The organism is Streptomyces siamensis, from assembly GCF_039543605.1.
Lineage (GTDB): Bacteria > Actinomycetota > Actinomycetes > Streptomycetales > Streptomycetaceae > Streptomyces > Streptomyces siamensis.
This window is the reverse complement of record NZ_BAABKB010000072.1, coordinates 1-19,130: the sequence shown is the minus strand read 5'-3', so window position 1 is coordinate 19,130 and position 19,130 is coordinate 1. Positions and strand designations below refer to the sequence as shown.

At 71.2% G+C, this 19,130-nt stretch carries 22 protein-coding genes and 1 pseudogene; 10 read left to right on the top strand and 13 right to left on the bottom strand.

The features are described from left to right. Positions 1-14: 14 nt before the first annotated feature. The 4 genes from ABEB03_RS44120 to ABEB03_RS44105 form a co-directional block, all read right to left on the bottom strand. Positions 15-1,568 carry an integrin alpha gene (locus ABEB03_RS44120; protein WP_345658766.1) on the bottom strand — a complete coding sequence of 518 codons (1,554 nt, stop codon included), beginning with the start codon at positions 1,566-1,568 and terminating at the stop codon, positions 15-17. Between the two features lie 210 nt (positions 1,569-1,778). Next, complete coding sequence (locus ABEB03_RS44115) at positions 1,779-2,978, bottom strand: SPFH domain-containing protein (protein WP_345658765.1); 1,200 nt, start codon at positions 2,976-2,978, stop codon at positions 1,779-1,781. 15 nt (positions 2,979-2,993) lie between these two features. Continuing rightward, positions 2,994-3,245 (bottom strand): hypothetical protein, encoded by a 252-nt coding sequence (locus ABEB03_RS44110; RefSeq protein WP_345658764.1) that lies wholly within the window; start codon positions 3,243-3,245, stop codon positions 2,994-2,996. Positions 3,246-3,375: 130 nt separating this feature from the next. Further along, a complete protein-coding gene (locus ABEB03_RS44105) occupies positions 3,376-4,257 on the bottom strand; it encodes a hypothetical protein (RefSeq protein WP_345658763.1) in 882 nt (293 codons plus the stop codon). 78 nt (positions 4,258-4,335) lie between these two features. On the opposite strand from ABEB03_RS44105, the gene ABEB03_RS44100 reads away from it, so the two are divergent. After that, positions 4,336-4,593: a DUF6000 family protein gene (locus ABEB03_RS44100; protein WP_345658762.1), complete on the top strand. Its 258-nt coding sequence runs from the start codon at positions 4,336-4,338 to the stop codon at positions 4,591-4,593. 117 nt (positions 4,594-4,710) lie between these two features. Here ABEB03_RS44100 and ABEB03_RS44095 read toward each other — a convergent pair whose 3' ends face one another. Continuing rightward, on the bottom strand, positions 4,711-4,947 hold the full coding sequence (locus ABEB03_RS44095; protein ID WP_345658760.1) for a chaplin: 237 nt from the start codon (positions 4,945-4,947) through the stop codon (positions 4,711-4,713). 211 nt (positions 4,948-5,158) lie between these two features. On the opposite strand from ABEB03_RS44095, the gene ABEB03_RS44090 reads away from it, so the two are divergent. Beyond that, positions 5,159-5,365, top strand: a complete 207-nt coding sequence (locus ABEB03_RS44090; RefSeq protein WP_028801462.1) for a hypothetical protein — start codon at positions 5,159-5,161, stop codon at positions 5,363-5,365. Positions 5,366-5,476: 111 nt separating this feature from the next. On the opposite strand, the gene ABEB03_RS44085 is transcribed toward ABEB03_RS44090, so the two are convergent. Beyond that, the gene (locus tag ABEB03_RS44085; protein ID WP_345658759.1) at positions 5,477-6,127 is read right to left on the bottom strand and encodes a DUF4360 domain-containing protein; all 651 of its coding nucleotides are present in this window, start codon (positions 6,125-6,127) and stop codon (positions 5,477-5,479) included. A gap of 265 nt (positions 6,128-6,392) precedes the next feature. Further along, positions 6,393-6,968: a YbhB/YbcL family Raf kinase inhibitor-like protein gene (locus tag ABEB03_RS44080; RefSeq protein ID WP_345658758.1), complete on the bottom strand. Its 576-nt coding sequence runs from the start codon at positions 6,966-6,968 to the stop codon at positions 6,393-6,395. 486 nt (positions 6,969-7,454) lie between these two features. On the opposite strand from ABEB03_RS44080, the gene ABEB03_RS44075 reads away from it, so the two are divergent. Then, complete coding sequence (locus tag ABEB03_RS44075; protein ID WP_345658756.1) at positions 7,455-7,997, top strand: hypothetical protein; 543 nt, start codon at positions 7,455-7,457, stop codon at positions 7,995-7,997. A gap of 19 nt (positions 7,998-8,016) precedes the next feature. On the opposite strand, the gene ABEB03_RS44070 is transcribed toward ABEB03_RS44075, so the two are convergent. The 3 genes from ABEB03_RS44070 to ABEB03_RS44060 all read right to left on the bottom strand — a co-directional run bounded on the left by ABEB03_RS44070 (position 8,017) and on the right by ABEB03_RS44060 (position 10,282). Then, on the bottom strand, positions 8,017-8,535 hold the full coding sequence (locus tag ABEB03_RS44070; protein ID WP_345658767.1) for a hypothetical protein: 519 nt from the start codon (positions 8,533-8,535) through the stop codon (positions 8,017-8,019). A gap of 188 nt (positions 8,536-8,723) precedes the next feature. Beyond that, the gene (locus ABEB03_RS44065) at positions 8,724-9,227 is read right to left on the bottom strand and encodes a DUF6624 domain-containing protein (RefSeq protein WP_345658755.1); all 504 of its coding nucleotides are present in this window, start codon (positions 9,225-9,227) and stop codon (positions 8,724-8,726) included. A gap of 413 nt (positions 9,228-9,640) precedes the next feature. Then, positions 9,641-10,282 (bottom strand): ATP-binding protein, encoded by a 642-nt coding sequence (locus tag ABEB03_RS44060; RefSeq protein ID WP_345658754.1) that lies wholly within the window; start codon positions 10,280-10,282, stop codon positions 9,641-9,643. Between the two features lie 146 nt (positions 10,283-10,428). On the opposite strand from ABEB03_RS44060, the gene ABEB03_RS44055 reads away from it, so the two are divergent. Beyond that, positions 10,429-11,250, top strand: a complete 822-nt coding sequence (locus ABEB03_RS44055) for an SDR family NAD(P)-dependent oxidoreductase (RefSeq protein ID WP_345658753.1) — start codon at positions 10,429-10,431, stop codon at positions 11,248-11,250. Between the two features lie 55 nt (positions 11,251-11,305). Here the strand turns inward: ABEB03_RS44055 and ABEB03_RS44050 are convergent, their stop codons facing one another. After that, positions 11,306-12,718 carry a hypothetical protein gene (locus tag ABEB03_RS44050; protein ID WP_345658752.1) on the bottom strand — a complete coding sequence of 471 codons (1,413 nt, stop codon included), beginning with the start codon at positions 12,716-12,718 and terminating at the stop codon, positions 11,306-11,308. A 255-nt stretch (positions 12,719-12,973) separates the two neighbouring features. Here ABEB03_RS44050 and ABEB03_RS44045 point away from each other — a divergent pair, with 255 nt between their 5' ends. From ABEB03_RS44045 to ABEB03_RS44030, 4 genes are all read left to right on the top strand, one after another. Continuing rightward, a complete protein-coding gene (locus ABEB03_RS44045; protein ID WP_345658751.1) occupies positions 12,974-13,840 on the top strand; it encodes a helix-turn-helix domain-containing protein in 867 nt (288 codons plus the stop codon). A gap of 3 nt (positions 13,841-13,843) precedes the next feature. Next, entirely contained in the window at positions 13,844-14,080 is a 237-nt protein-coding gene (locus tag ABEB03_RS44040; RefSeq protein ID WP_345658750.1) for a DUF397 domain-containing protein, read from the top strand. 197 nt (positions 14,081-14,277) lie between these two features. Beyond that, positions 14,278-14,778 carry a hypothetical protein gene (locus ABEB03_RS44035; RefSeq protein WP_345658749.1) on the top strand — a complete coding sequence of 167 codons (501 nt, stop codon included), beginning with the start codon at positions 14,278-14,280 and terminating at the stop codon, positions 14,776-14,778. Positions 14,779-14,813: 35 nt separating this feature from the next. Next, complete coding sequence (locus tag ABEB03_RS44030) at positions 14,814-15,623, top strand: SAM-dependent methyltransferase (protein ID WP_345658747.1); 810 nt, start codon at positions 14,814-14,816, stop codon at positions 15,621-15,623. On the opposite strand, the gene ABEB03_RS44025 is transcribed toward ABEB03_RS44030, so the two are convergent. Then, positions 15,624-17,018 (bottom strand): FAD-binding oxidoreductase, encoded by a 1,395-nt coding sequence (locus ABEB03_RS44025; RefSeq protein ID WP_345658746.1) that lies wholly within the window; start codon positions 17,016-17,018, stop codon positions 15,624-15,626. Positions 17,019-17,250: 232 nt separating this feature from the next. Then, a complete protein-coding gene (locus ABEB03_RS44020) occupies positions 17,251-17,766 on the bottom strand; it encodes a pep a2 (RefSeq protein WP_345658745.1) in 516 nt (171 codons plus the stop codon). 305 nt (positions 17,767-18,071) lie between these two features. On the opposite strand from ABEB03_RS44020, the pseudogene ABEB03_RS44015 reads away from it, so the two are divergent. Next, positions 18,072-18,263 (top strand): annotated as a pseudogene (locus tag ABEB03_RS44015) (DUF5133 domain-containing protein); the annotation flags it as partial. An 81-nt stretch (positions 18,264-18,344) separates the two neighbouring features. Then, the coding region (locus tag ABEB03_RS44010; RefSeq protein ID WP_345658744.1) for a maltotransferase domain-containing protein at positions 18,345-19,130 on the top strand (786 nt) is incomplete at its 3' end.

Genomic DNA, 19,130 nt, shown 5'->3' with positions numbered 1-19,130 from the left:
GTGGCGGCCGACGGTCACTCGTCGACGGCGGCACCGAAGCGGCCGTCGCCGACCGGCGCCCCCAGCGCGCTCGCCCCGAAGAGCCAGGAACCGTCGGCCACCAGGCCCTTGGTGCCGGCGGGCAGGTGCCAGACCACTCCGTCCGCGGTGTCCTCGCCGGGCGCGGCGGCCAGGAGTTCGCCGCGGCCGTCGGCGTCCGTGTCGGCGAGCCGGACCTGCGCGCCCCACGTGTCGTCCATCTCGGCGGTGCCGGGGATGCCGGGGGTGTTCTGGTCGAAGGACTGTGCGCCCGTCGCGGTCAGGCCGTCCGCAGAGCCGCGCAGCAGCCACACCGCGCCGGCGTCCGACACGGTGCCGATGTCCTCACCGGGCGCGCCGACGGCCACGTCCGCGTAACCGTCGCCGTCGCTGTCGCCGACGGACAGCTCCGTGCCCCAGGCGTCGCCGTGCTCTCCGGTGCCGGGCACGCCCGGCGAGTTCTGGGTCCACCACCGGGGGGCGCTGCCGGGTCCGTCCTGGCCCTCGGGGCCGCCCTCACCGCCGTAGTAGACACCGACGAGTCCGCCGGTCAGGCCCTCCGCCTCGTCGTCGGGGCTGCTGTTCTGGCCGGTGACGAGGTCGTCGTAGCCGTCATGGTCGATGTCGCCCGAGGCCGTGGAGATGCCACCGCGCAGGTCGCGCAGGTGGGTCAGGCCGTGTTCGCCGCCCGAGTAGACCGCCGACCAGCCCTGCGTGTAGTCGTCGTCGGGGCTGTAGCCGGAGACGACCAGGTCGGCATAGCCGTCGCGGTCGTAGTCGCCCGTGGTCACGTAGGCGGGCCGGATGGCCCGGCCGGCGGGGTGCGCGGTCGTGTCGAGCGTGCCGGTGTGGCGCAGTGCGCCCCCGCTGTACGTGAACAACTGCGCGCCCTGCTGGTCGAGTACGGCGACGACGTCGGCGGGCGTGTCCCCCGTCAGCCGCGCGGCCGTGACGGCGGCGCCGAAGCGGGCTCCGGCCGCCGGGGCGGCGGCGGAGAACGTGACGCTCCGGGCCGGGCCGAGTCCGCTCCTGGAGCCGTACAGCACCGTCACGCGGCCCGCGTCCTCCAGCGACCCGACATCCTCGCCGGGCGCCGCGACGACCGCGTCGTCGTAGCCGTCGCCGTCGAGGTCTCCGGTGGCCACGGCCGCACCGAAGGAGTCGTAGGTCTCCGAGGTGCCGGGGACGCCCGTGGTGGACTGGCTGAAGACGGCGGTACGCGCCTTGGGAACGCTGTTGCCCGCACCGATGCCGTTCGCCGCCCCGTACTGGACGGTGACGAAGCCGGCGCCCTTCTTGCCGTCGACGGTGCCGTCCGGCGCGCCGACGAGGACGTCGTCGTAGCCGTCGCCGTCGAAGTCGGAGTTGCGGTCGTTCGCCTGGGTGCCGCCGGGGGTGCCGGCGTAGGAGGCGGGTGCGGCGGCGATGCCGAGGCCCGCGAGCAGCAGGAAGGACGCGGCTGCCAGGGCGGCCGTGCCCCTCCTGCGGCGGGCACCCGTGGTACCGGTGATGGAGGTCGTCGTGCCGGTCGCACGCTGCGCGCTGGTCATGTCCTGCTCCCCGTGTGATGAAGACGCGGCCGGGTCGAAAGGCCGGGCTTGGTGGTCGATGTGGTGAAAGGACCAAGTTCCTTTCATTCACGCCCAGTTCGACACGACACGTGCCCGGGGAGTTGTGGTGCCCCGAGGGGCCGTGACACAGCAGTGACAAGTGTTGCGCAACGCGGACTTCCGGGCGGGTGGTGAGCCCGCCCGGACGCTTCAGGCCTGGCCGGTCCGGCCGTTCTCCGGCCCGGCCTCCTCGGTCTCCTCGTCCGGCGTGCGGGTGTAGCCCTGGAGTGCGAGCGGGGCGTCCGCCTTGTCGGGGCGGGTGTCGGGCCCCTGACCGTTCAGGTTCTGCCGGACGGAGTCCAGGATCGTCAGGCCCTGGGCGACCAGTCCCGCCGCGATCTCGCCGAGGCCGTCTGCGCCGTTGAGGACGTTCACGTTGGCTCCGGCGAGCCCGCCCGCCGCCTCCTTGACGATCTGCGGCAGCTGGTCGATCAGCATCCGGTCGAGCGCGACACGGTCGTGCGAGGCGGCGGCCTCGGCCTGGATCTTCATGCGCTCTGCGTCGGCGACGGCGAGCACCCTGATCCGCTCGGCCTCGGCCTCGGCGGGCTTCACGATCTCGGCCACCAGTTGCTGCTGCCGCAACGCGGCCTGCTTCTGGGCCAGTTCGGTCTGCGCGGCGAGGACCTCCTGCTGGGCGTGGGCCTGAGCCAGCGGTCCCGCCTGGGCGGCCTGGGCCTGGGCCCGGTCCACCTCGGCCGAGTACTCCGCCTTCACCACGGCGGTCTGCCGCGCGTACTCGGCCTGATTGCGCGCCGCCACCTGCTCGGCCTCGACCGCCGCCTGCGTGGCCTGGGCCTGGGCGATCTGGGCCTGCCGCTGGATCGCCGCCTTGTGCGGTGCGGACATGGCGTCGATGTATCCGGTGTCGCCGTCGTCGATCGACTGGATCTGCAGCGAGTCGACGATCAACCCGATCTTCGCCATCTCGGTCTTGGAGGTGTCCAGGACCTCCGCGGCGAGCTTCTGCCGTTCGGTGACGATCTCCTCCACCGTCATCGAGCCGATGATGGCGCGCAGATGACCGGCGAAGATGCGCCCGGTGAGCACCGACATCTGGTCCTGGTCGGAGAGGAACCGCTGTCCGGCGTTGATGATGCTCTCGGTGTCATTGCCCACCTTGAACGCGATCACGGCGCGGACGTGCAGGGAGATGCCCTGTTTGGTGACACACGTCTCGGTGACCTCGGACTCGCACATCGACAGCGTGAGGAAGCGCGTCTTGCGGAAGACCGGCAGGACGAACTTGCCATGGCCCGTCACCACCCGGAACGGCGCTCCCCCGAGTCCCCGCCTCCCTCCCGAGATCAGCATCGCCTGGTCGGGAGCGGGAACGCGGTATCCGAACATCGTTGTCCATCCTCCTCAGCCTGCGCCGGCGGAATGACCGCCCAACGCCTCCAGGGGGTCGGCCCACTTGATGACGTCGACCGCACGGCATCCGCGGGATGCGACCACGAGCACGGTCGCCCCTGTCGGCAGGGGCTCCGGCGACCAGGCGAGGAAGGTCTCGGATCCGCCCCGGACCCGCACGAGGATCTCGCCTGGACCGGCGGATCCACGTGTGCCGATGAGCAGTTCCCCCGTGCAGCCGATCACGGCGTCGTCCTCCACCACAGTCGGCCGCCCCCCATCACCCTGGTACTGCTACCGACAGTAGACCTCCCCGTGCCCGGCGCCTACGCCCCTGCCGATCTCCCGTCCGCACCGGCGCCCCGGCCACGGGCCGGACCACCGTCTGCGTGCCTCAACTCCTGTTGAACTTGTACGTCTTGCTGTCGGTCAGGACGCAGAAGCCCGGCGACACGACGATCACCCGCAGGGTGCCGGTGCGCCGGTCGTAGTCGATGCCCTCGGCCTCGAACGTGCCCGAGCAGCCGCTGCGCAGCGGGAGTTGGCGCAGGGCGGTGACGTGACCGGACACGTCCGCCGTGCCGTTGGGCTCGCCGGACAGGTCGATCTGGAGCAGCGGCTTGGTGATGCCGAAGAGAGTGCCCGCGGGGTCGTCGGACGAGCACAGCAGCTGCGTCGCGGTGACGAAGTCGCAGCCCTGTACGTCGCGTACGGCGTGGTCCAGGTTGATGGTGGACGCCTGCGGGAGGTTCGCCGAGGGCGACGTACCCGAGTTGACGCCGGGCGTCGGGAACACCAGGAGCCGGTTCATCGTGCCCCACTCGCCGGACACCATCCAGGAGCCGCCGGGTGAGATGGTGACGAACGAGTTGTTGAGGGCCTCGCCCGGGCTCAGCGCGTGGACGTACTCCGACCAGGCGCCGCCCGGCGCCTGCACCCGGAACATCTTGGCGCTGCGGGAGTCGCTCTGGTACGGCTCGATGTAGTAGCCGTTGTAGGAGGCGTCCGGGTCGCCGACGTGGTTCCAGCCGCGGCTGCTGACACCGATGGGAATGGTGCCGATGCCCGTGTAGTGGTTGGGGCTGCCTGCCGGGACCTCGACCGAGGCGAGGCCCTGGCTCTCGGTCAGCGGATCGGCGCGGTCCGAACCCGTCTCGGTCCAGGTGTCGGCGGCCTGGGCGGGCGCGGTGGTGGCGACGGACACGACGACGGCGGTGGCGAACGTGACGAGCCCTGCCAGGACCGCGTGACAACGTTGCCGTGCGGGCATGCGCATGAGGTCTGCTCCTCGTTGGGGGGTGGGCTGCTCGGCGCACAGTCTGACCCGTCCCGATGGTCATGTACAGACCAATGAATGGACACCCGGCGTCACAACGCCCCCGGGGCGCCCTCCTCGTCGGCGAGTGGCGCAGCGTCAAAAAGGGGCGCTCTCTTGTTCGTCGACCTGAATCTCAAAGGCGACCGAGCTGCCCGTTTCCTGGCCCCCGGGGCCCTGTGGCAACAGTGGCTCCAGGGTGCATCTCACATGCAGGACACCACGGACCCCGCCTCCTACCTGAGCCTCATTCGCCGGCTTTGTATTTTCGTCGAAGAGTGCGCCGACGCGAGATGACGGCGACACTCCGACCGGGAGCGGACAAGCGTCCGCCGGGCAGGGAAATCCCTGCCCGGCGGACGTGACCGTTCAGTCAGGCAAGGAAGCCCCTGCCCGGCACACGCGACGACTTCGTCAGTCGGCCGTGCACGTGTTGTCGGTCGCCGGGTTCAGCAGGCCCACCACGTCGATGGAGTCGCCGCAGAGGTTGAGACCCAGGTCCACGGGGATCTGGATCACATTGCCGGACAGAAGTCCGGGGCTGTTCGCGGCGACGCCGACCGGGTCGGGGTCGTCCGCGGCGGCAGTCCCGGCCGTGGCCACAAGAGCCACGGTCGCCAGGCCGGCGGCGGCCATCAGACGAATGCGCATGTCAAGCTCCCATCATTCGCAGGGGTGCGAGTTCCTCCACCATCACCTGCACGGGCCGCGACCGACATCGCTGTACGCCCGAACGGGGTGCCCGTCCCATACGGCCCCGTCGGCTTGCGTCCGGGCTCAAGACGCGTCTGCGGGCCGTGTCGCGCGGGCGCTGCGGAATGCCCGTAGCGTGAGAACAGGTCACGTGGAACAGGGAGAGATCATGTCAACGAGCCAACCCGATGCGTCCGCGCCGTCCGACGACAGGGCGACCCCCGACTCGCTGCTGCACACCGGTGCAGGGGGCGCCGTGACCGCCGAGGACCTGGTACTCGCGGCGGGACGCGACATCAACCCGCGCAACCTCGCCTGGGCCGAGCGCAAGCTCAAGGAGGAAGGCCCGGCAGCCCTCGACAAGCTGCTTCCCTGACGCGACCGGCTCCGATGCGGCGGAGCCGGTCGACGAACCGCCGGTGCCCGGCCGGCTCCGACACGACGGAGCCGGCCGGGCACGCGCGCGTTCAGCCCCCGGAGCCGGGGGTCAGGAGCTCGGGCACTCCTTCCAGGCCAGGTGGTAGACGGTGCTGATGTCGCCGTCCGTCGAGTCCATGGTCATGAAGCTGGAGCTGCCGGGAGTGGACGTCCCCGCGTTGACGCGGAGTTCGGTGTTGATGTTGAAGTTCCGCTGAACGCCACAGGGTGCCCACACCAGTTGGGCCCAGTCGGTGGCGTCCGTGGCCTGCCAGTTGTCGTTGTAGGGGCCACGGAAGGGGTGGGTGATGGCGGCCGTGTTCGGAGAGCCCTGGAAGTAGTACGAGGCCTTCTCGGTGCTGCTCGCCCCCTGCTGGAGGGCGGCGAAGCCGCGGTAGTCGGCGCTGGCGATGGCGTAGGTGAAGCCCTGCGGCACGTGGACGATCAGGTTGAGCTGGCAGTTCTTGCGGAACGCGGTGGGGTCGGCATTGCCGCCGACCTGCGCGAGGTAGTCGCTGTAGGTCACGGTGAACGCCGTGTTGTCCGGCGAGACCGCGACGGCCGCGGTGCCCTGGGGACAGCCCGAGCCGTTCACCGTGGCGACCTTGATGACGATCTTGTCCGGGGGCGGGTCGACGATCCCGGAGGACGGGTCGTGCGCGGGGAGTGCCGAGGCGAACAGGGCGGCGATGGCGCCACTCAGTAGCAGCCCACCAGTCATGGGGCTCCAATCCATTGCGTCGGTGTTCCGGCGGCGGCACGCGAGGTGCGCCGCCCTGGAATGGGGGGTGCGGCTCCCCGCGGGCGAGGAGCCGTCGCAGACCAGTGCGTTGGATCAAGGCTTTGTTGAACATGCACATGTCAAGCAGACATGCGCATTCCCCCGGGCTGTGAAGGAGCTGTGAAGACCGGGAGTGACGGCATCGTACGAAGCGGCGACCGGGGCGGCCAGGGCGATCTCCGGCCATTCACCGCCCGGCCGCCGGTCACCTGCCATAGCGGCCGGTCAGCGTCCCCGAAGCCGTGACGTGCCCGGCCAGCGCGCGTTTCACATCGCCCGCCCCGGCCCCCTCGGGCAGGGTCGGTCTCACGTCGGCCGCGAACACCGAGAAGACGTAGTGGTGCACCTTCCCCGCCGGAGGGCAGGGACCGCCGTATCCGAGCTTCCCGAAGCCGTTGCGGCCCTGCACGGCGCCGTGCGGCACGACGCCCGCCGCCAGCGCCGTCCGGCGCGGATCGATGCCCCACACGGTCCAGTGCACGAAGGTGCCGCCCGGGGCGTCCGGGTCCTCGACCAGCACGACCAGCCCGGCAGCTCCCTGCGGCACCCCGGAGAAGTCCAGTGGCGGTGAGACGTTCTCGCCGTCGCAGGTGTAGCGCCGCGGAATCGTGCCGCCGTCCGCGAACGCGGGGCTCGACACCCCGATCTTCGACGACGCCCGGAGCTCGGGGGTCGCCGACGAAGCGACACCCCCTCCCCCTCCCCCACCGCCGCAGCCGGCCGCGCACAACGCGAGAAGCGCCCCGAGGATTCCGGCCCGCCGCCGGCCGTGATGCCGCATACGCGCCACGCTAGCGCCGCGGCGGCCGACGGGCGGCGCGACACGGACGGCCGGAAGCCACCCGCTCGTGACGCGCCGGGCACGCGGAACGGACCCTGTGCCGGATGAGTGGGCGGTGCGGCTCCGGCGCAGCGCACGAGCCACACGTACAGGCGGCGCGACACCCCGCGCGGGACTCGTGACACGTGCCGCACGCCGCACCCGGGCACCTCACGACGTCTGGCCAAAAGCCGTATGCAGGAACGGAGTTGAGCGAGTGAAACCGAGGGGTGCGTCACATCACCTCGTCGGCGCACAGGGTCCGTCGGCTGTCGTCCGCACGCGTCGGCGGGAACTGATGCGCTCGCTGACCCGAGACGTGCCTCCGGGCGACGCGGGAGACGGCGACACCCGCCCCGGAGCCGGCCGCATGACCCGTGGCGCGGCCGCGCGGAAATCGCCCCGCCGCCTCATCACGGCGACGGTGTGCCTGCGACACTGAGCCCCATGGATCCACGACACCTGAGGCTCGGCCGCCGTCGCATATGGATGTGCAGCGCTGTCTGTTTTCTGGTGCTCGGCCCGGTCGGGTGGTTCCTGGGCGGATGGATCCCGGTGGTGCTGCTGGCCGTCGCACTCGCCGCGGCCACCGCGGCCCTGCACTGGAAGGCCCCCAAGTGGCTGGCCCCCGCCATCGCGAAGGGGCAGCGGCAGAGCCGTCAGGACGTGTCCGCCTTCTGTGCGGTCATCGCGGTCAGCGGCTACGCCCAGCCCCCGGCGGCCACCGACAGCGCCTCCCGCGACATGGCGGGGCTGCGCCTCGAGGCGTACCGCGCCGCCGCCGACGACGATCTGTCCGAAGATCTCCGCCGGCTGGCGGCCGACGCGCTGGCCGCCGCCGACCGCGCCCACGACGAGGACACCCCCGCGGAGTGGCGCGCCGCGCGTGCGAGCGCGGAGCGGCTGGCGCACGCCGCGCAGGACGGCAACCCGTACGTGCGTCAGCTCCTCATCCAGTGGGTGGAGGGGAATCCGGCCGGGGAGCGTTAGGCCCTGTCGCCGTCGCTGATCAGGACTCGGCTTCCCTGCGGAGAAAGTTGCTCACCTGGCAGGCCAGGCTGTCCCGGGCCGTGTCGGGACGGGCGCCCGCCTCGACCGTGCTCTCGTACGGGTCGATGCCGCCCGCCCAGAGGTATCGCTCGGTCCACTCGTCGTCGACCTTCAGCTGGACCTGGATGTCCACGCGGTGCAGGGACGCCTCCGCTCCCGCGGCGAAGAGGACGGCGGTGGCCCGGCGCAGCGGGTAGACGTCGAAGCCCTCGATGAACTGAGAGTTCCGCCAGTCCAGGAAGGCGCTCTCGCCGTCGGCGCCGATGCGGATGTCGATCTGGCCGTCTTCGAGATGGATCCCGAAATGCTCGGTCGTGCGGTTTTCGACCGTCACTCGAAAAGCGAAGTAGGCGAGTCCGTCGGCGGCGTCGTCGCGTCCTCGCGGCGGCTCCGCCTTTTCCACTCCATGGACGCGGACACGCAGACCGGCATGCTCGTCGTACTCCTGCCAGTCCCCGACCACGTTCGGCTCGCGCACAGTCCACCTCTCCACTTCAGAGAGCTTTTCCTATCTGTGGCCCCAATGAGGTGTCAAATGCGCCGAACATGCCGTGGCCAGGGATTTCGCCTTTCTTGATCGGCGATCAAGCCGTGCGCAGCCAGAACCTTTCTCCCGCCGCCGCGGAGACTTTTTCCCGCGTGCTGCACATCACGTCCGAAGGCGTCTCATCCACCGGCCCGCAGCCGGCGGAGCTGCTCGTCGAGGGGGCCGAGGCCGACGTCGCGCCGGCGCTCGTCGAGGGTCTGTGGCCGGCGCACGGGGTACGGGCGCAGCGTCGCGGGGTCGACGCGGGTGCCGTAGTACTGGGGGCGGCCCAGTTCCACCGCGCAGTGGTCGGCGATGTACGCGTGGTGGAGGGCTGGGCAGCGCCCGTCCGCCGCGGCGTCGGCGATCAGGTCGCGGCACTTCAGCTGGAAGTCCAGGCAGGGGGCGTGCAGCAGGATCATCAGCGCCGCCGTGGAAGCGGGGAGGCCGACCAGGTCGGCGGAGGGCCAGCCGTACCGGTGGACGACGGTGGCGAGGGCCTCGGCATTGTCCTCACGGCACCGGGCGAGGGCGGGGTGCCACAGAGGGTCGGACGCCGCCCGTGCCTGCCGCATCAGGCGTCGTTCCTTGTCCACCCGGCGCAGCAGTTCAGTGGCCAGCGCCGCCGCGAGTTCCGGAACCATCGGCCGCCCGGTCGTGAGCCCGGGCGATGCCGCTGCGGCGCCCACCGGGGGATCGGACCGCGTCTGCCGGCCGAGCCCCGAGGCCGGCTTCCGTCCGGCGGCCTCCGGGGACGCGGGCGCCTCTCCGCCGATCACCGAAGACGCAGACTCAGGCACAGGCACAGGCACAGACAGGGGCAAGGACCGCGTGGGCTCGCAGACCGCCGCGGGCGCGAGCGGTACGCCGTCGGCCGGTGAGGGTACGAGGCGCATGGGTCGGCCGGCCTCCACGAACGGGGGCGGTCCCGCGGCAACCGTGGGGAACGCGGGCGGTCCCCCGGCTGCCGTGGGCGGCACGGGCCGCACCTCCCCGTCGACCGCCGGAGGGACGGACAGCCCCTGCGAGCCGGTTTCCGGGCGCGTCGGCGATCGGTTCACGGCAGTCCCTGGAGCACCAACGTGAACCACACCTTCTTGCCGGTGAGACCCGGGTCGGGCGGGGCCACGCCCCATTCGTCGGTCAGGGCGGCCACGATGGCCAGCCCGCGTCCCGACTCCTCGGCTCCGTCCGCGCTGCGCGGCCGCGGCAGGGCGGGTGAGCGGTCGGCGACGGTGATGCGCAGCTCGGACCGGGTGTATTCGATGGTGACGGTCACGGTGTCGCCGCGGTCGGGGCTGCCGTGCTTGAGCGCGTTGCCGAACAGTTCGTCCGTCGCGAGGACAGCGTTGTCCAGGTGCTCGGGCGCGAGCCGGAGGTGCCTGAGGTGTTCGGTGACCATCGCGCGCAGGCGTGGCGAGCGGGAGGGGTGGGCGGGGACGGTGGTCCGCAGAAGGTGTGCCTGGTCCACGGGCGCCGCCGGCGTCGCCCCGGACGCCGATGCCAGGAGCGGCACGGCGGGCACCGCGGTGAGGGGGATGTCGTCCGCCGCCTCGGCGGGCCGGGGCCGCGCCGCGGGCGAACGGTCGTCCGCCCCGTGGTCGTCACACGCCGACGCGCGGCCGTCGGGCAGCCGCGCGTGGACGTCATCCGCCAGTGAGGGCGACGGCCCGCGGCGATGCGCCCTGGATGCCGTCATCGATCCTCCTTCGGAGGCAGCACGGGTGGGGGGTCGGTCTGGATGGCTGCCCCAGCAGCCAACACGCCGGAGTAGCCGGGCGACCAGGGGGTATTCGGGTTGTCCGGTTGCAGGCACGTAGTGGCATGGGATGTATGTTCGATCGCGTGAGGAACGTGGACGGGGGGCGGGCGGCGGTGTACGCGGAAGGCGGCACCGGCTGGTCCGGCGTGCGCGGAAAGCGCGTACTGGTCACCGGCGGCACCCGGGGGCTCGGCGAGCAGATCGTGCGACTGCTGTCAGCCGAGGGCGCGCGGGTGGCGACCTGCGCCCGCACGGCCCGTGACCTGGAGGAACTGACGGCGTCACTGGACACCGAGACGTTCACCCGGCCGCTCGACGTCACCTCGCCCGGCTCGCTGGAAGACTTTGTCGTGGCCACGGCGAAACGTTTCGGCGGCCTGGACGGAGTGGTGGCCTGCGCGGGCGGATCCCGCGGCGGCGGCATCGAGCAGGCGGCCCCCGACGACTGGGCGGCCACCTGGGAGGTCAACGTCGGCCACGCGGCCCGGCTGGTACGGGCGGCCGTCCCGCATCTGCGGGCGGCCGGCGGCGGCTCGGTCGTGGTGATCTCGTCGATCTCCGGCTGGAAGCCCGGTCCGCCGGCCCAGTACGGGGTCGCGAAGTCCGCGCAGATCCATCTGGCCGCCTCGCTCGCACGAGAGCTCGGCCCTGACAACATCAGGGTGAACGCCGTCTCCCCCGGATCCATGCTCATCCCGGGCCGGCGCTGGGACCGGATGCGCCGGGAGGACCCCGAGGCGTTCGCCCACTTCGTCGCGGCGGAGCTGCCGGGCGGTGGGCCGGTGGCACCGCAGGAGGTGGCCAGGGTGGTCGCGTTCCTGCTGTCCGACTGGTCGAGCGGGATCTCCGGTGCCCATCTGCCGGTGGACCGGGCTCAGAACGCCCCGTCCCCGGACGGCTACTGAGGCACCGGATCCACGACCGACGCACCGGGCGGACCGGCGGCGCCCCGGTCCCGGGTCACGCCGCCACCCCCAGCACGGCACGCGACGTGCGCTCGAACTCCTGCACCACGGGCTCGTGACGGCGCGGCTCCAGCCGCCTGCGGAAGTCCCGCAGGGCCTGGATCGACCGCTCGCTGTGCACGGTGCTGAGGGTGTCGAGCGCCTCGGTCGCGGTGCCGACCGCCTCGTCCAGACGGTCCTGCTGGAGATGGGCGGTCGCGAGGACTGAGCGGCTGATGGCCTGGCGCCGGCGCCGGTCGGGGTTGGCACTGAGCGACTCGCTCGCCGTGCGTTCCGCCTGCGCGGCCAGACCCAGGTCGCGGAAGCACAGGGCGGATTCGGCCTGGAGATAGTGGTGATCGAGATAGCGGACCCACACCGACTCCTGCGCGGGCCCCTTGCTCGCCTCCAGTTGCCGGTCGGCCAGGCGCAGCGCCTCGGAGGCCTCGCCGTGACGGCCTTGCGCGGCGTGACCGCGGGCGGCCATGGCGTGCAGGCGCATCAGCCCCAGCGGACTGCCCGCTCCCTGCGCGGTGACGATCCCCGCGCGGGCGAGAGCCACCCCTTCGTCCGGCCGCCCGAGGTTGGTGGCCAGGTGGGAGAGGCCGGCCAGGATCTGACCGCCGAGCACCCGGTCGCGGCCCTCCGCGCACAGTCTCAGGGCCTGCGTCATATAGCGCTGGGCCAGTCCGTACTCCCCCGCGTCGTACGAGCTCCAGCCGGCCATCGCGGCGAGGCGCGCGGCGGCGGCGTACAGCTGTCGGCGCAGATGGGACGGCGTGCCCCGGCGCTGGAGCATGGGGACGACCTCGGTGGCGAGGTAGTGCACGATGCTGGTGCGCACTCCACCGCCGCCGTAGTGGTTGTCCATCTGGTCGAACATGGCGATCATCGCGTGCACCTGCTCGACCGGTCCGTCGCTCGCCGCCGTCGTCGGACGCCCGGACTCCTGTTGCTCCAGCAGCCAGAGCAGCCATGCGCGTTGTGGATTCGTCAGTGCGGCGGCCACGAAGGGGACCGAGCCGAGGAGGCTGCGGCGGGAGATGTCGGTGGACCCCAGTTCCGCCAGGGTGTGAAGGGTTTCTGCCACGTCTTCGCCATAGACGAGCGCCCTGCTCGCGACGGGGCGCTGCTGATCGGAATGGAAGCCCAGGTCCGCGGGGGACACGGCCCGGCCGAGCCGCTCGGACAACACGGCGGCGATCAACTCCGGTGTGGTTCCCCGCGGTTGCTGACCCTGGAGCCAGCGGGTGACCGACGCCTTGTCGTAGTGGGAGTCCGTGCCCTGACGGCGGCCGAGCTCGTTGACCCGCAGGGCGAGCGAGGCGTAGGAACAGCCGGCTTCCTTGAGGGTGGCCGCCAGCACCTTGTTGCCCCCGGCGGGGGCCTTGCCGGCGTTCCTTGCTTGTCCGTCGGTCACGGTGGCCATCCCCGTCTCGCCTCACGTCCGCGTGCGGCTGCGCCGGCCCGGCTCGTCTGGCGGGGCGTCATGTCCCTTACCGGCGGGCGCAGTTGTCTGTGACCGAAGCCGAATGTGCGGCAGGTCACTCGATCACTATGGTCGCCGACAGACTCAACGTGCAAGCTGCGTTCTGATAATTTCAGAACGATTCGCATCGCTCTGTCTCTGTCAGGAAGCGCGTGGCACACTGCACGCTGTGACAGCCGTCCCGGGAGGTAGGACGTGAGCGAGAACCGCCCTGGCGGCAGCGCGCCGACCGTCCTGCGGATGGTCCTCGGAAAACGGCTGCGTCACCTGAGGGAACAGGCGGGCGTGTCCTTCGAGGACGCGGCACGCGCGATCGAGGTCACTCCCCTGACGGTACGGCGGATCGAGAAGGCCGAGGTCGGACTCCGCATCCCGTACGTGCGGGAGTTGCTGCACACGTACGGCGTGCCGGCCGCGGAGATCGACGACTTCCTCGCCCTGGCCAGGGAGGCCAACCAGCCGGGCTGGTGGTACAAGTACCGCGACGTGCTGCCCGAGTGGTTCAGCGCCTACGTGAGCCTGGAGAGCGAGGCGAGCGTCATCCGCCTCTACGAACCCCACTACGTACCCGGCCTGTTGCAGACGCACGAGTACGCCACGGCGCTCATGCGCGTCGGTTTTCCCAACGAGTCGAAGGAGGAGATCGCCCGCCGCGTCGCCCTGCGGGTCAAACGTCAGGACCTGCTCGCCAAGCCGGACGCGCCCGCCGTCTGGGCCATTCTGGACGAGACGGTACTGCGCCGGCCGGTGGGCGGGGCCGCGGTGATGCGCGCCCAGATCGACCGGTTGCACGAGGCTCTGGACATGCCGAAGGTGCGGATCCAGATCATGCGCTTCGGCGTGGGTGCGCACCCGGGTGCGTTCGGGCCCTTCCACCACTTCCGCTTCGGCTTCTCCGAACTCCCCGACGTCATCTACACGGAGAGCCTGGCCGGCGCGGTCTACGTCGACCGGCCGGACGACGTCGTCAGCTATCTCGAAGTACTGGACCGGATGTCCGTGCAGGCGGAACCGGTCGCTCGGACCAGGGCCATCCTGGGTGAACTGCGTAAGGAGTTGTGATCCATGGGATCCGTCCACAGCGGCATGTCCGCCGCCGAACTGGGAACCGAGGGCTGGGTCAAGCCCTGGAGCGGCACGAACGGCGGGAGCTGTGTCGAGGCCAAGCGGCTGCCGGACGGCAGCGTCGCCCTGCGGCAGTCCAGGGATCCCGAGGGGCCCGCGCTGGTGTACACCCGCGACGAGATGATCGCGTTCCTCCAGGGCGCCAAGTCCGGCGAGGCCGACTTCCTCATCGCCTGAGACGCGGCACCGCACGGGGCCGCAACAGGGGCGCCTGAACCGCGGCCCCGAGGGAATGCCGCGTTCCGCACCGGCCCCGCACCACTACGCCCGCACAACCGGACAACCCGCACGCGCACTCCCCGCGTGCGGGTTGTCGCCTTCACACTGGTGGCGTCGTTCGTCCAGGAGGGTGCAGGAGGGGAGTGGGTGCGGGGATGATCCTCCACCAGGCCCTCGCGCGGTGCCGGACGCTGGTCGTCGAGGGCCCCGACGGCATCGGCAGGAGCGGTCTGATCGCGGACCTGGCCCGCGAGGGATTCCTGATCCGCCGCTCGCGCGGACACCTCCACCATGTGGACCCCACCCAGCCGTACCGTGAACTCCTCGCCGCCCCGGGCCGGTTGGCCATCGACGGCAGCCTCGTCCATGAACTGGTCTACGGGCCGCTGCGCCGAGGGCGCTCGCGGGTCACATGGATCCAGGCGCTCGACTTCGCGGAGGCGGTGGCCGAACGCGACGGCGTCCTCCTGCACGTCACCGGCGAGGCCGACGACACCGAGGCGGTCGACGCGTACGAGCGGGCCCTGCGCACGCTCTCCCAGCACGTCCCCGTGATCACCCTCGACACCATGGACCCGGGCCGCCCGGCCCGCGCCCCCGCACCTCCCTCCATCTCTCAACTCGGCTGCTGTACAAAGACGTTGACGATAAGTTGATGACCGACCGCGTGACGCACGGCAGGAGACCTTCCATGGCAGACGGCCAGTCCACCCCCGACCAAGAGGCGCTGTCCAAGATCGACACCACGGTGCCGCACTCCGCCCGCATCTGGAACTACTGGATGGGCGGCAAGGACAACTACGAGGTCGACCGGGTGGCGGGCGACGCCTACCGTGAGGTCGCCCCCAACATCGAGACGATGGCCCGCGCCTCGCGCGGCTATCTGATCCGCACGGTCACCTTCGTGGCCGAGGAGCTCGGCATCCGTCAGTTCCTCGACATCGGCACCGGCCTTCCCACGTACGACAACACCCACCAGGTCGCACAGCGCGTGGCACCGGAGTCCCGCATCGTCTACGTCGACAACGACCCGCTGGTGCTCCGTCACGCGCAGGCACTGCTCACCAGCACCCCCGAGGGCGTCACCGACTACATCGACGCGGACCTGCACGAGCCCGAGAAGATCATCGAGACGGCGAGCCGCATCCTGGACTTCGACCGGCCCGTCGCCCTCATGCTCATGGGCATCCTGGGCCACATCCAGGACTACGAGGAGGCCAAGTCGATCGTCCGCCGGCTCCAGGCCGCCCTGCCCTCCGGCAGTTACTTCGTGCACTACGACAGCACGGACACCGACGCGGCGCTCAAGGAGGCCCAGCAGGGGTACGACGACACCGGCGCGATTCCGTACGTGCTGCGCAGCCCCGGCCAGATCACGGCCTACTACGAAGGCCTCGAACTGATCGAGCCCGGCATCGTGTCGTGCCCGCTGTGGCGCCCGGAGCCAGGTACGTCGCCCGAGCCCACGGACGTCCACGGAGGCGTGGCCCGCAAGCCGTGATCAGGCCTGCGGCGGCCGGATGTTCTGGTTCAGCCGGAACAGGTTGCCCGGATCGTACGCGGCCTTGACCTGGGCCAGTCGGGCGTAGTTGTCGCCATAGCTGGCCCGCACCCGCTCCTGGCCCTCGTCCATCATCATGTTCACGTAGCCGCCGCCCGCGGAGTACGGCTGCAGGGCGTCGGAGTAGTCGACGCTCCACTGCCTGACGAGGTCGGCGTTGGCCGGGTCGGGGTCCACACCCGCGTAGACGGCCGACCAGCCGGAGCTGCGGTAGCTCCACGCGGTGTCCGTCGGTGCGTGGTCGTGCACGGCCCCGTCGATGGGGTACATGTGCATCGTCGACTTCCAGGTGGGCATCTCGGCACCGAACTTGGCGTGCAGGTCGATCGCCTCGGCGGGGAGCGCGTCGATGAAGCCCGCTCGCCAGTACCACTGGTCGCCGGGCGGGTAGACCCCGTCGAACGCGGACTGGAGCGCCGGGTGCGGCATCGGCGCCGGGCCGTGCAGCAGCGGTTCGGGCAGGGCGTCGAGGAGCGGCGCCATGTCCCGGGCCGCCGCGTCCGTGTCGTCGCCGATGCGGCACCACATGACGCCGCACACCTTGCGCAGGTGGAGTTCCTCCGGGAACGGCGGTGCGGGCGGCACCGAGGCGAACAGGAAGAAGCCGCCGAGTTCGCGGGGCGCGTGCGGAAGGAAGTCCCGGTAGGCGGTGAGGACTTCGGCGCCCATGTCGACGGGCCAGAAGGTGGGACCGGCGACGACCGTGTTCACGTCGTGCAGCCCGAACAGGAACGAGGTGACGACTCCGAAGTTCCCGCCGCCCCCGCGGAGCGCCCAGTACAGGTCGGGGTTCTCGTCGGCGCTCGCGCGCACCTTCTCCCCGCTCGCCAGGACGACATCGGCGGCGCGGAGATTGTCGATGGACAGCCCGCACTTGCGGGTGAGGTGTCCGAGGCCGCCGCCGAGCGTGATGCCGCCGACGCCCGTCGTGGAGATGATGCCGCTGGGCGCGGCGAGCCCGTGCTCGTTGGTGGCACGGTCGACCTCGCCGAGACGGCAGCCGCCGCCGACCCGTGCGGTACGAGCCTGCGGATCGACCTCGATGTCGTTCATCGGTGTGAGGTCGAGGACCACTCCGTCATCACACGTTCCCATTCCCGCGCCGTGATGGCCGCCGCCGCGTACCGCCAGGGGAAGGTCGTGGTCCCGGGCGAAGCCGATGACCAGGGCGACGTCCTCGGGAGTGGTGCAACTCGCCACCAGGGCGGGCCTGCGGTCGATCATCGCGTTGTAGACGGCGCGCGCCTCGTCGTACCCGGGATCGTCGGGACCGGTCAAGGTCCCCTGGAAGCCGGGGAGTTCCTGCCGTGCCGCCTGTGCCGGTGTAGTGGACATGTGCATCCCCCCGTGTCTGGGGACCGGTTCCGGGGCGCCCGGTCCGGGGCCCGGCTCCAGTTTCCCCCCATTGCGCGCCTCGTGCCTGTTCTGGTCTCCGGCCGCACCGGGCAGGCCCCGTCCACCGGACCCGAACGACCCGGCCGCCGCGGGGAACGCCGAACGCGTCGATCCGTGCTGGATCGACGCGTTCGGCGTTCGGGTGGCCGGGCGGTCCGGCGCCGTCAGGGGATCACACCGGGGCGGCGACCGCCTCGGCCTTGTCCCGCGAGACCGACAGCGCGGGCTCCGGGAGCGGGACATGGCGGGGCGTCCGTCGGGCCTCCCGCAGACTCGGGGCGGGGGCCGGGGGGACCAGCGGGGCCCGCTCGGCGGCCCGCGCCCGCCACGAGAACCAGATGATCTTCCCGCCGGCGCCTGTGGCGCAACAGCCCCAGCCGTCGCTCAGCGCGGCGATCTGGGCAAGGCAGCCCTGCGGTGCCTTGTGCGGGCCGATGTCCTGGCTGTTGTCCGAGACGGCGGTGATGAGGTGCTGGCCGTTCCACCACATCTCGATGGTCGTGTTCTTGTCCGCGGCATGCTCCTCGATCGTCCGGAGCAGCGCCTCGGCGCAGTGACAGACGGACTCGACGAGGATCTCCAGGTTCCAGTACCGCAGGTGCGCGGCCAGGATGCGTTTGACCTGTCCCACTCGTTCCGGGCTGACCTCTACGTCGAGGTGGTAGTAGCAGGGCACTGCAGGTTTCATCGTCGTTGGCTCCTCACCGGCGAAGCTCTCGCTTGTTCTCGCCCGGATGGGCCGAGCCCCGAACACGAAGCGTGAGCGGTGATCGCTTCTGAGTCAGTCTCAGAGTGAGAGCACTACTCCATTCGCGCAACTCGAGCGGGCGCCCAAATGTTGTTGAAGAGCCAACAAGACGCTGGGTGTCCATACAGGCACCATGAGTGAGGGCGTCGGTCTCCACATGGGACCGGTGCCCCTGCGTGTACGGCCTTCACCCGCCAGCCAGGCAAGCCGTGCACGGTCCGATGAGTGGGAAGGTGACCGGCGTGATGCTGCTGCCTGCCAAACCCGAGGTCGCCAGGCATCTGGAGAGATACCGGGCCTGGGAACGCCTGCTGCTCGCCGCCCCCGCCGACCATGTGGTGCGGGGCAATTTCGAGAACACCGGCTACACCCTGTGCGTGCTGATGGGGAAGCGCTGCGCACGGGAGGCCGCGGACGCGGCCGAGCACTACCTGCAGGACGTTCCCGCAGGAGTGTGAATCACCCGATCGGGCCCAGATGGGGCGGAGGCGAAACCCAAGACGGCGGAGGCAGGACCCATGGACGCGAACACGCACACCGGCCGTATCCCCCTGGTGGATGTACGGCCGGTCGTCGACTGCGGCAGACGCCCCGCGAAGGCGGTCGCCGGTGAGACCTTCCGGATCACGGCGACCCTCTTCGGCGAGGGCCACGACTGCGTCGGCGCCAACGTCGTGCTGTGCGATCCCGCCGGGTCCCCCGGCCCGTGGACCCCGATGCGGGAACTGACCCCCGGCAGCGACCGCTGGGGCGCCGAGGTCACTCCGTCGGAGGCAGGTCACTGGTCCTACCGGGTGGAGGCCTGGAGCGATCCCGTGACCGCGTGGCGGCGCACCGCCGAGATCAAGATCCCGGCCGGGATGGACACGGGGCTGGTTCTGGAGGAGGGCGCCGAACTGTACGAGCGGGCCGCCGCCGCGATGCCGGAGGGAGGGGACCGGGACGCGGTGGTCGCCGCCGCGAACGCCCTGCGCGACGAGTCCCGTTCACCCGGGGAGCGGCTCGCCGGCGCGCTGACCGCGCGAGCCGACGCGGCCCTCGCGCAGCACCCGCTGCGGGAACGGCTCACCCGCTCGGAGCCGTTGCCGCTGCTGGTGGAGCGTGAGCGCGCCCTGTACGGGTCCTGGTACGAGTTCTTCCCGCGGTCGGAGAGCGGCCGGTCGGAGCGCGACCCGTCGGTCCCGGCCGTGCACGGCACCTTCCGTACGGCCGCGGAGCGGCTGCCCGCGATCGCGGCGATGGGCTTCGACGTCGTGTACCTCCCGCCGATCCACCCGATCGGCAGCACCTTCCGCAAGGGGCCG

What these genes read in the sequence shown, in the direction of transcription:
- ABEB03_RS44100 (WP_345658762.1), top strand. Translation starts at nt 4,336, where the DNA reads ATGGACACCCGGCGTCACAACGCCCCCGGGGCGCCCTCCTCGTCGGCG.
- ABEB03_RS44050 (WP_345658752.1), bottom strand. Translation starts at nt 12,718, where the DNA reads ATGGCCACCGTGACCGACGGACAAGCAAGGAACGCCGGCAAGGCCCCC.
- ABEB03_RS44115 (WP_345658765.1), bottom strand. Translation starts at nt 2,978, where the DNA reads ATGTTCGGATACCGCGTTCCCGCTCCCGACCAGGCGATGCTGATCTCG.
- ABEB03_RS44035 (WP_345658749.1), top strand. Translation starts at nt 14,278, where the DNA reads ATGATCCTCCACCAGGCCCTCGCGCGGTGCCGGACGCTGGTCGTCGAG.
- ABEB03_RS44040 (WP_345658750.1), top strand. Translation starts at nt 13,844, where the DNA reads ATGGGATCCGTCCACAGCGGCATGTCCGCCGCCGAACTGGGAACCGAG.
- ABEB03_RS44060 (WP_345658754.1), bottom strand. Translation starts at nt 10,282, where the DNA reads ATGACGGCATCCAGGGCGCATCGCCGCGGGCCGTCGCCCTCACTGGCG.
- ABEB03_RS44105 (WP_345658763.1), bottom strand. Translation starts at nt 4,257, where the DNA reads ATGCGCATGCCCGCACGGCAACGTTGTCACGCGGTCCTGGCAGGGCTC.
- ABEB03_RS44080 (WP_345658758.1), bottom strand. Translation starts at nt 6,968, where the DNA reads ATGCGGCATCACGGCCGGCGGCGGGCCGGAATCCTCGGGGCGCTTCTC.
- ABEB03_RS44075 (WP_345658756.1), top strand. Translation starts at nt 7,455, where the DNA reads ATGGATCCACGACACCTGAGGCTCGGCCGCCGTCGCATATGGATGTGC.
- ABEB03_RS44090 (WP_028801462.1), top strand. Translation starts at nt 5,159, where the DNA reads ATGTCAACGAGCCAACCCGATGCGTCCGCGCCGTCCGACGACAGGGCG.
- ABEB03_RS44085 (WP_345658759.1), bottom strand. Translation starts at nt 6,127, where the DNA reads ATGACTGGTGGGCTGCTACTGAGTGGCGCCATCGCCGCCCTGTTCGCC.
- ABEB03_RS44020 (WP_345658745.1), bottom strand. Translation starts at nt 17,766, where the DNA reads ATGAAACCTGCAGTGCCCTGCTACTACCACCTCGACGTAGAGGTCAGC.
- ABEB03_RS44065 (WP_345658755.1), bottom strand. Translation starts at nt 9,227, where the DNA reads ATGGTTCCGGAACTCGCGGCGGCGCTGGCCACTGAACTGCTGCGCCGG.
- ABEB03_RS44025 (WP_345658746.1), bottom strand. Translation starts at nt 17,018, where the DNA reads ATGTCCACTACACCGGCACAGGCGGCACGGCAGGAACTCCCCGGCTTC.
- ABEB03_RS44030 (WP_345658747.1), top strand. Translation starts at nt 14,814, where the DNA reads ATGGCAGACGGCCAGTCCACCCCCGACCAAGAGGCGCTGTCCAAGATC.
- ABEB03_RS44095 (WP_345658760.1), bottom strand. Translation starts at nt 4,947, where the DNA reads ATGCGCATTCGTCTGATGGCCGCCGCCGGCCTGGCGACCGTGGCTCTT.
- ABEB03_RS44120 (WP_345658766.1), bottom strand. Translation starts at nt 1,568, where the DNA reads ATGACCAGCGCGCAGCGTGCGACCGGCACGACGACCTCCATCACCGGT.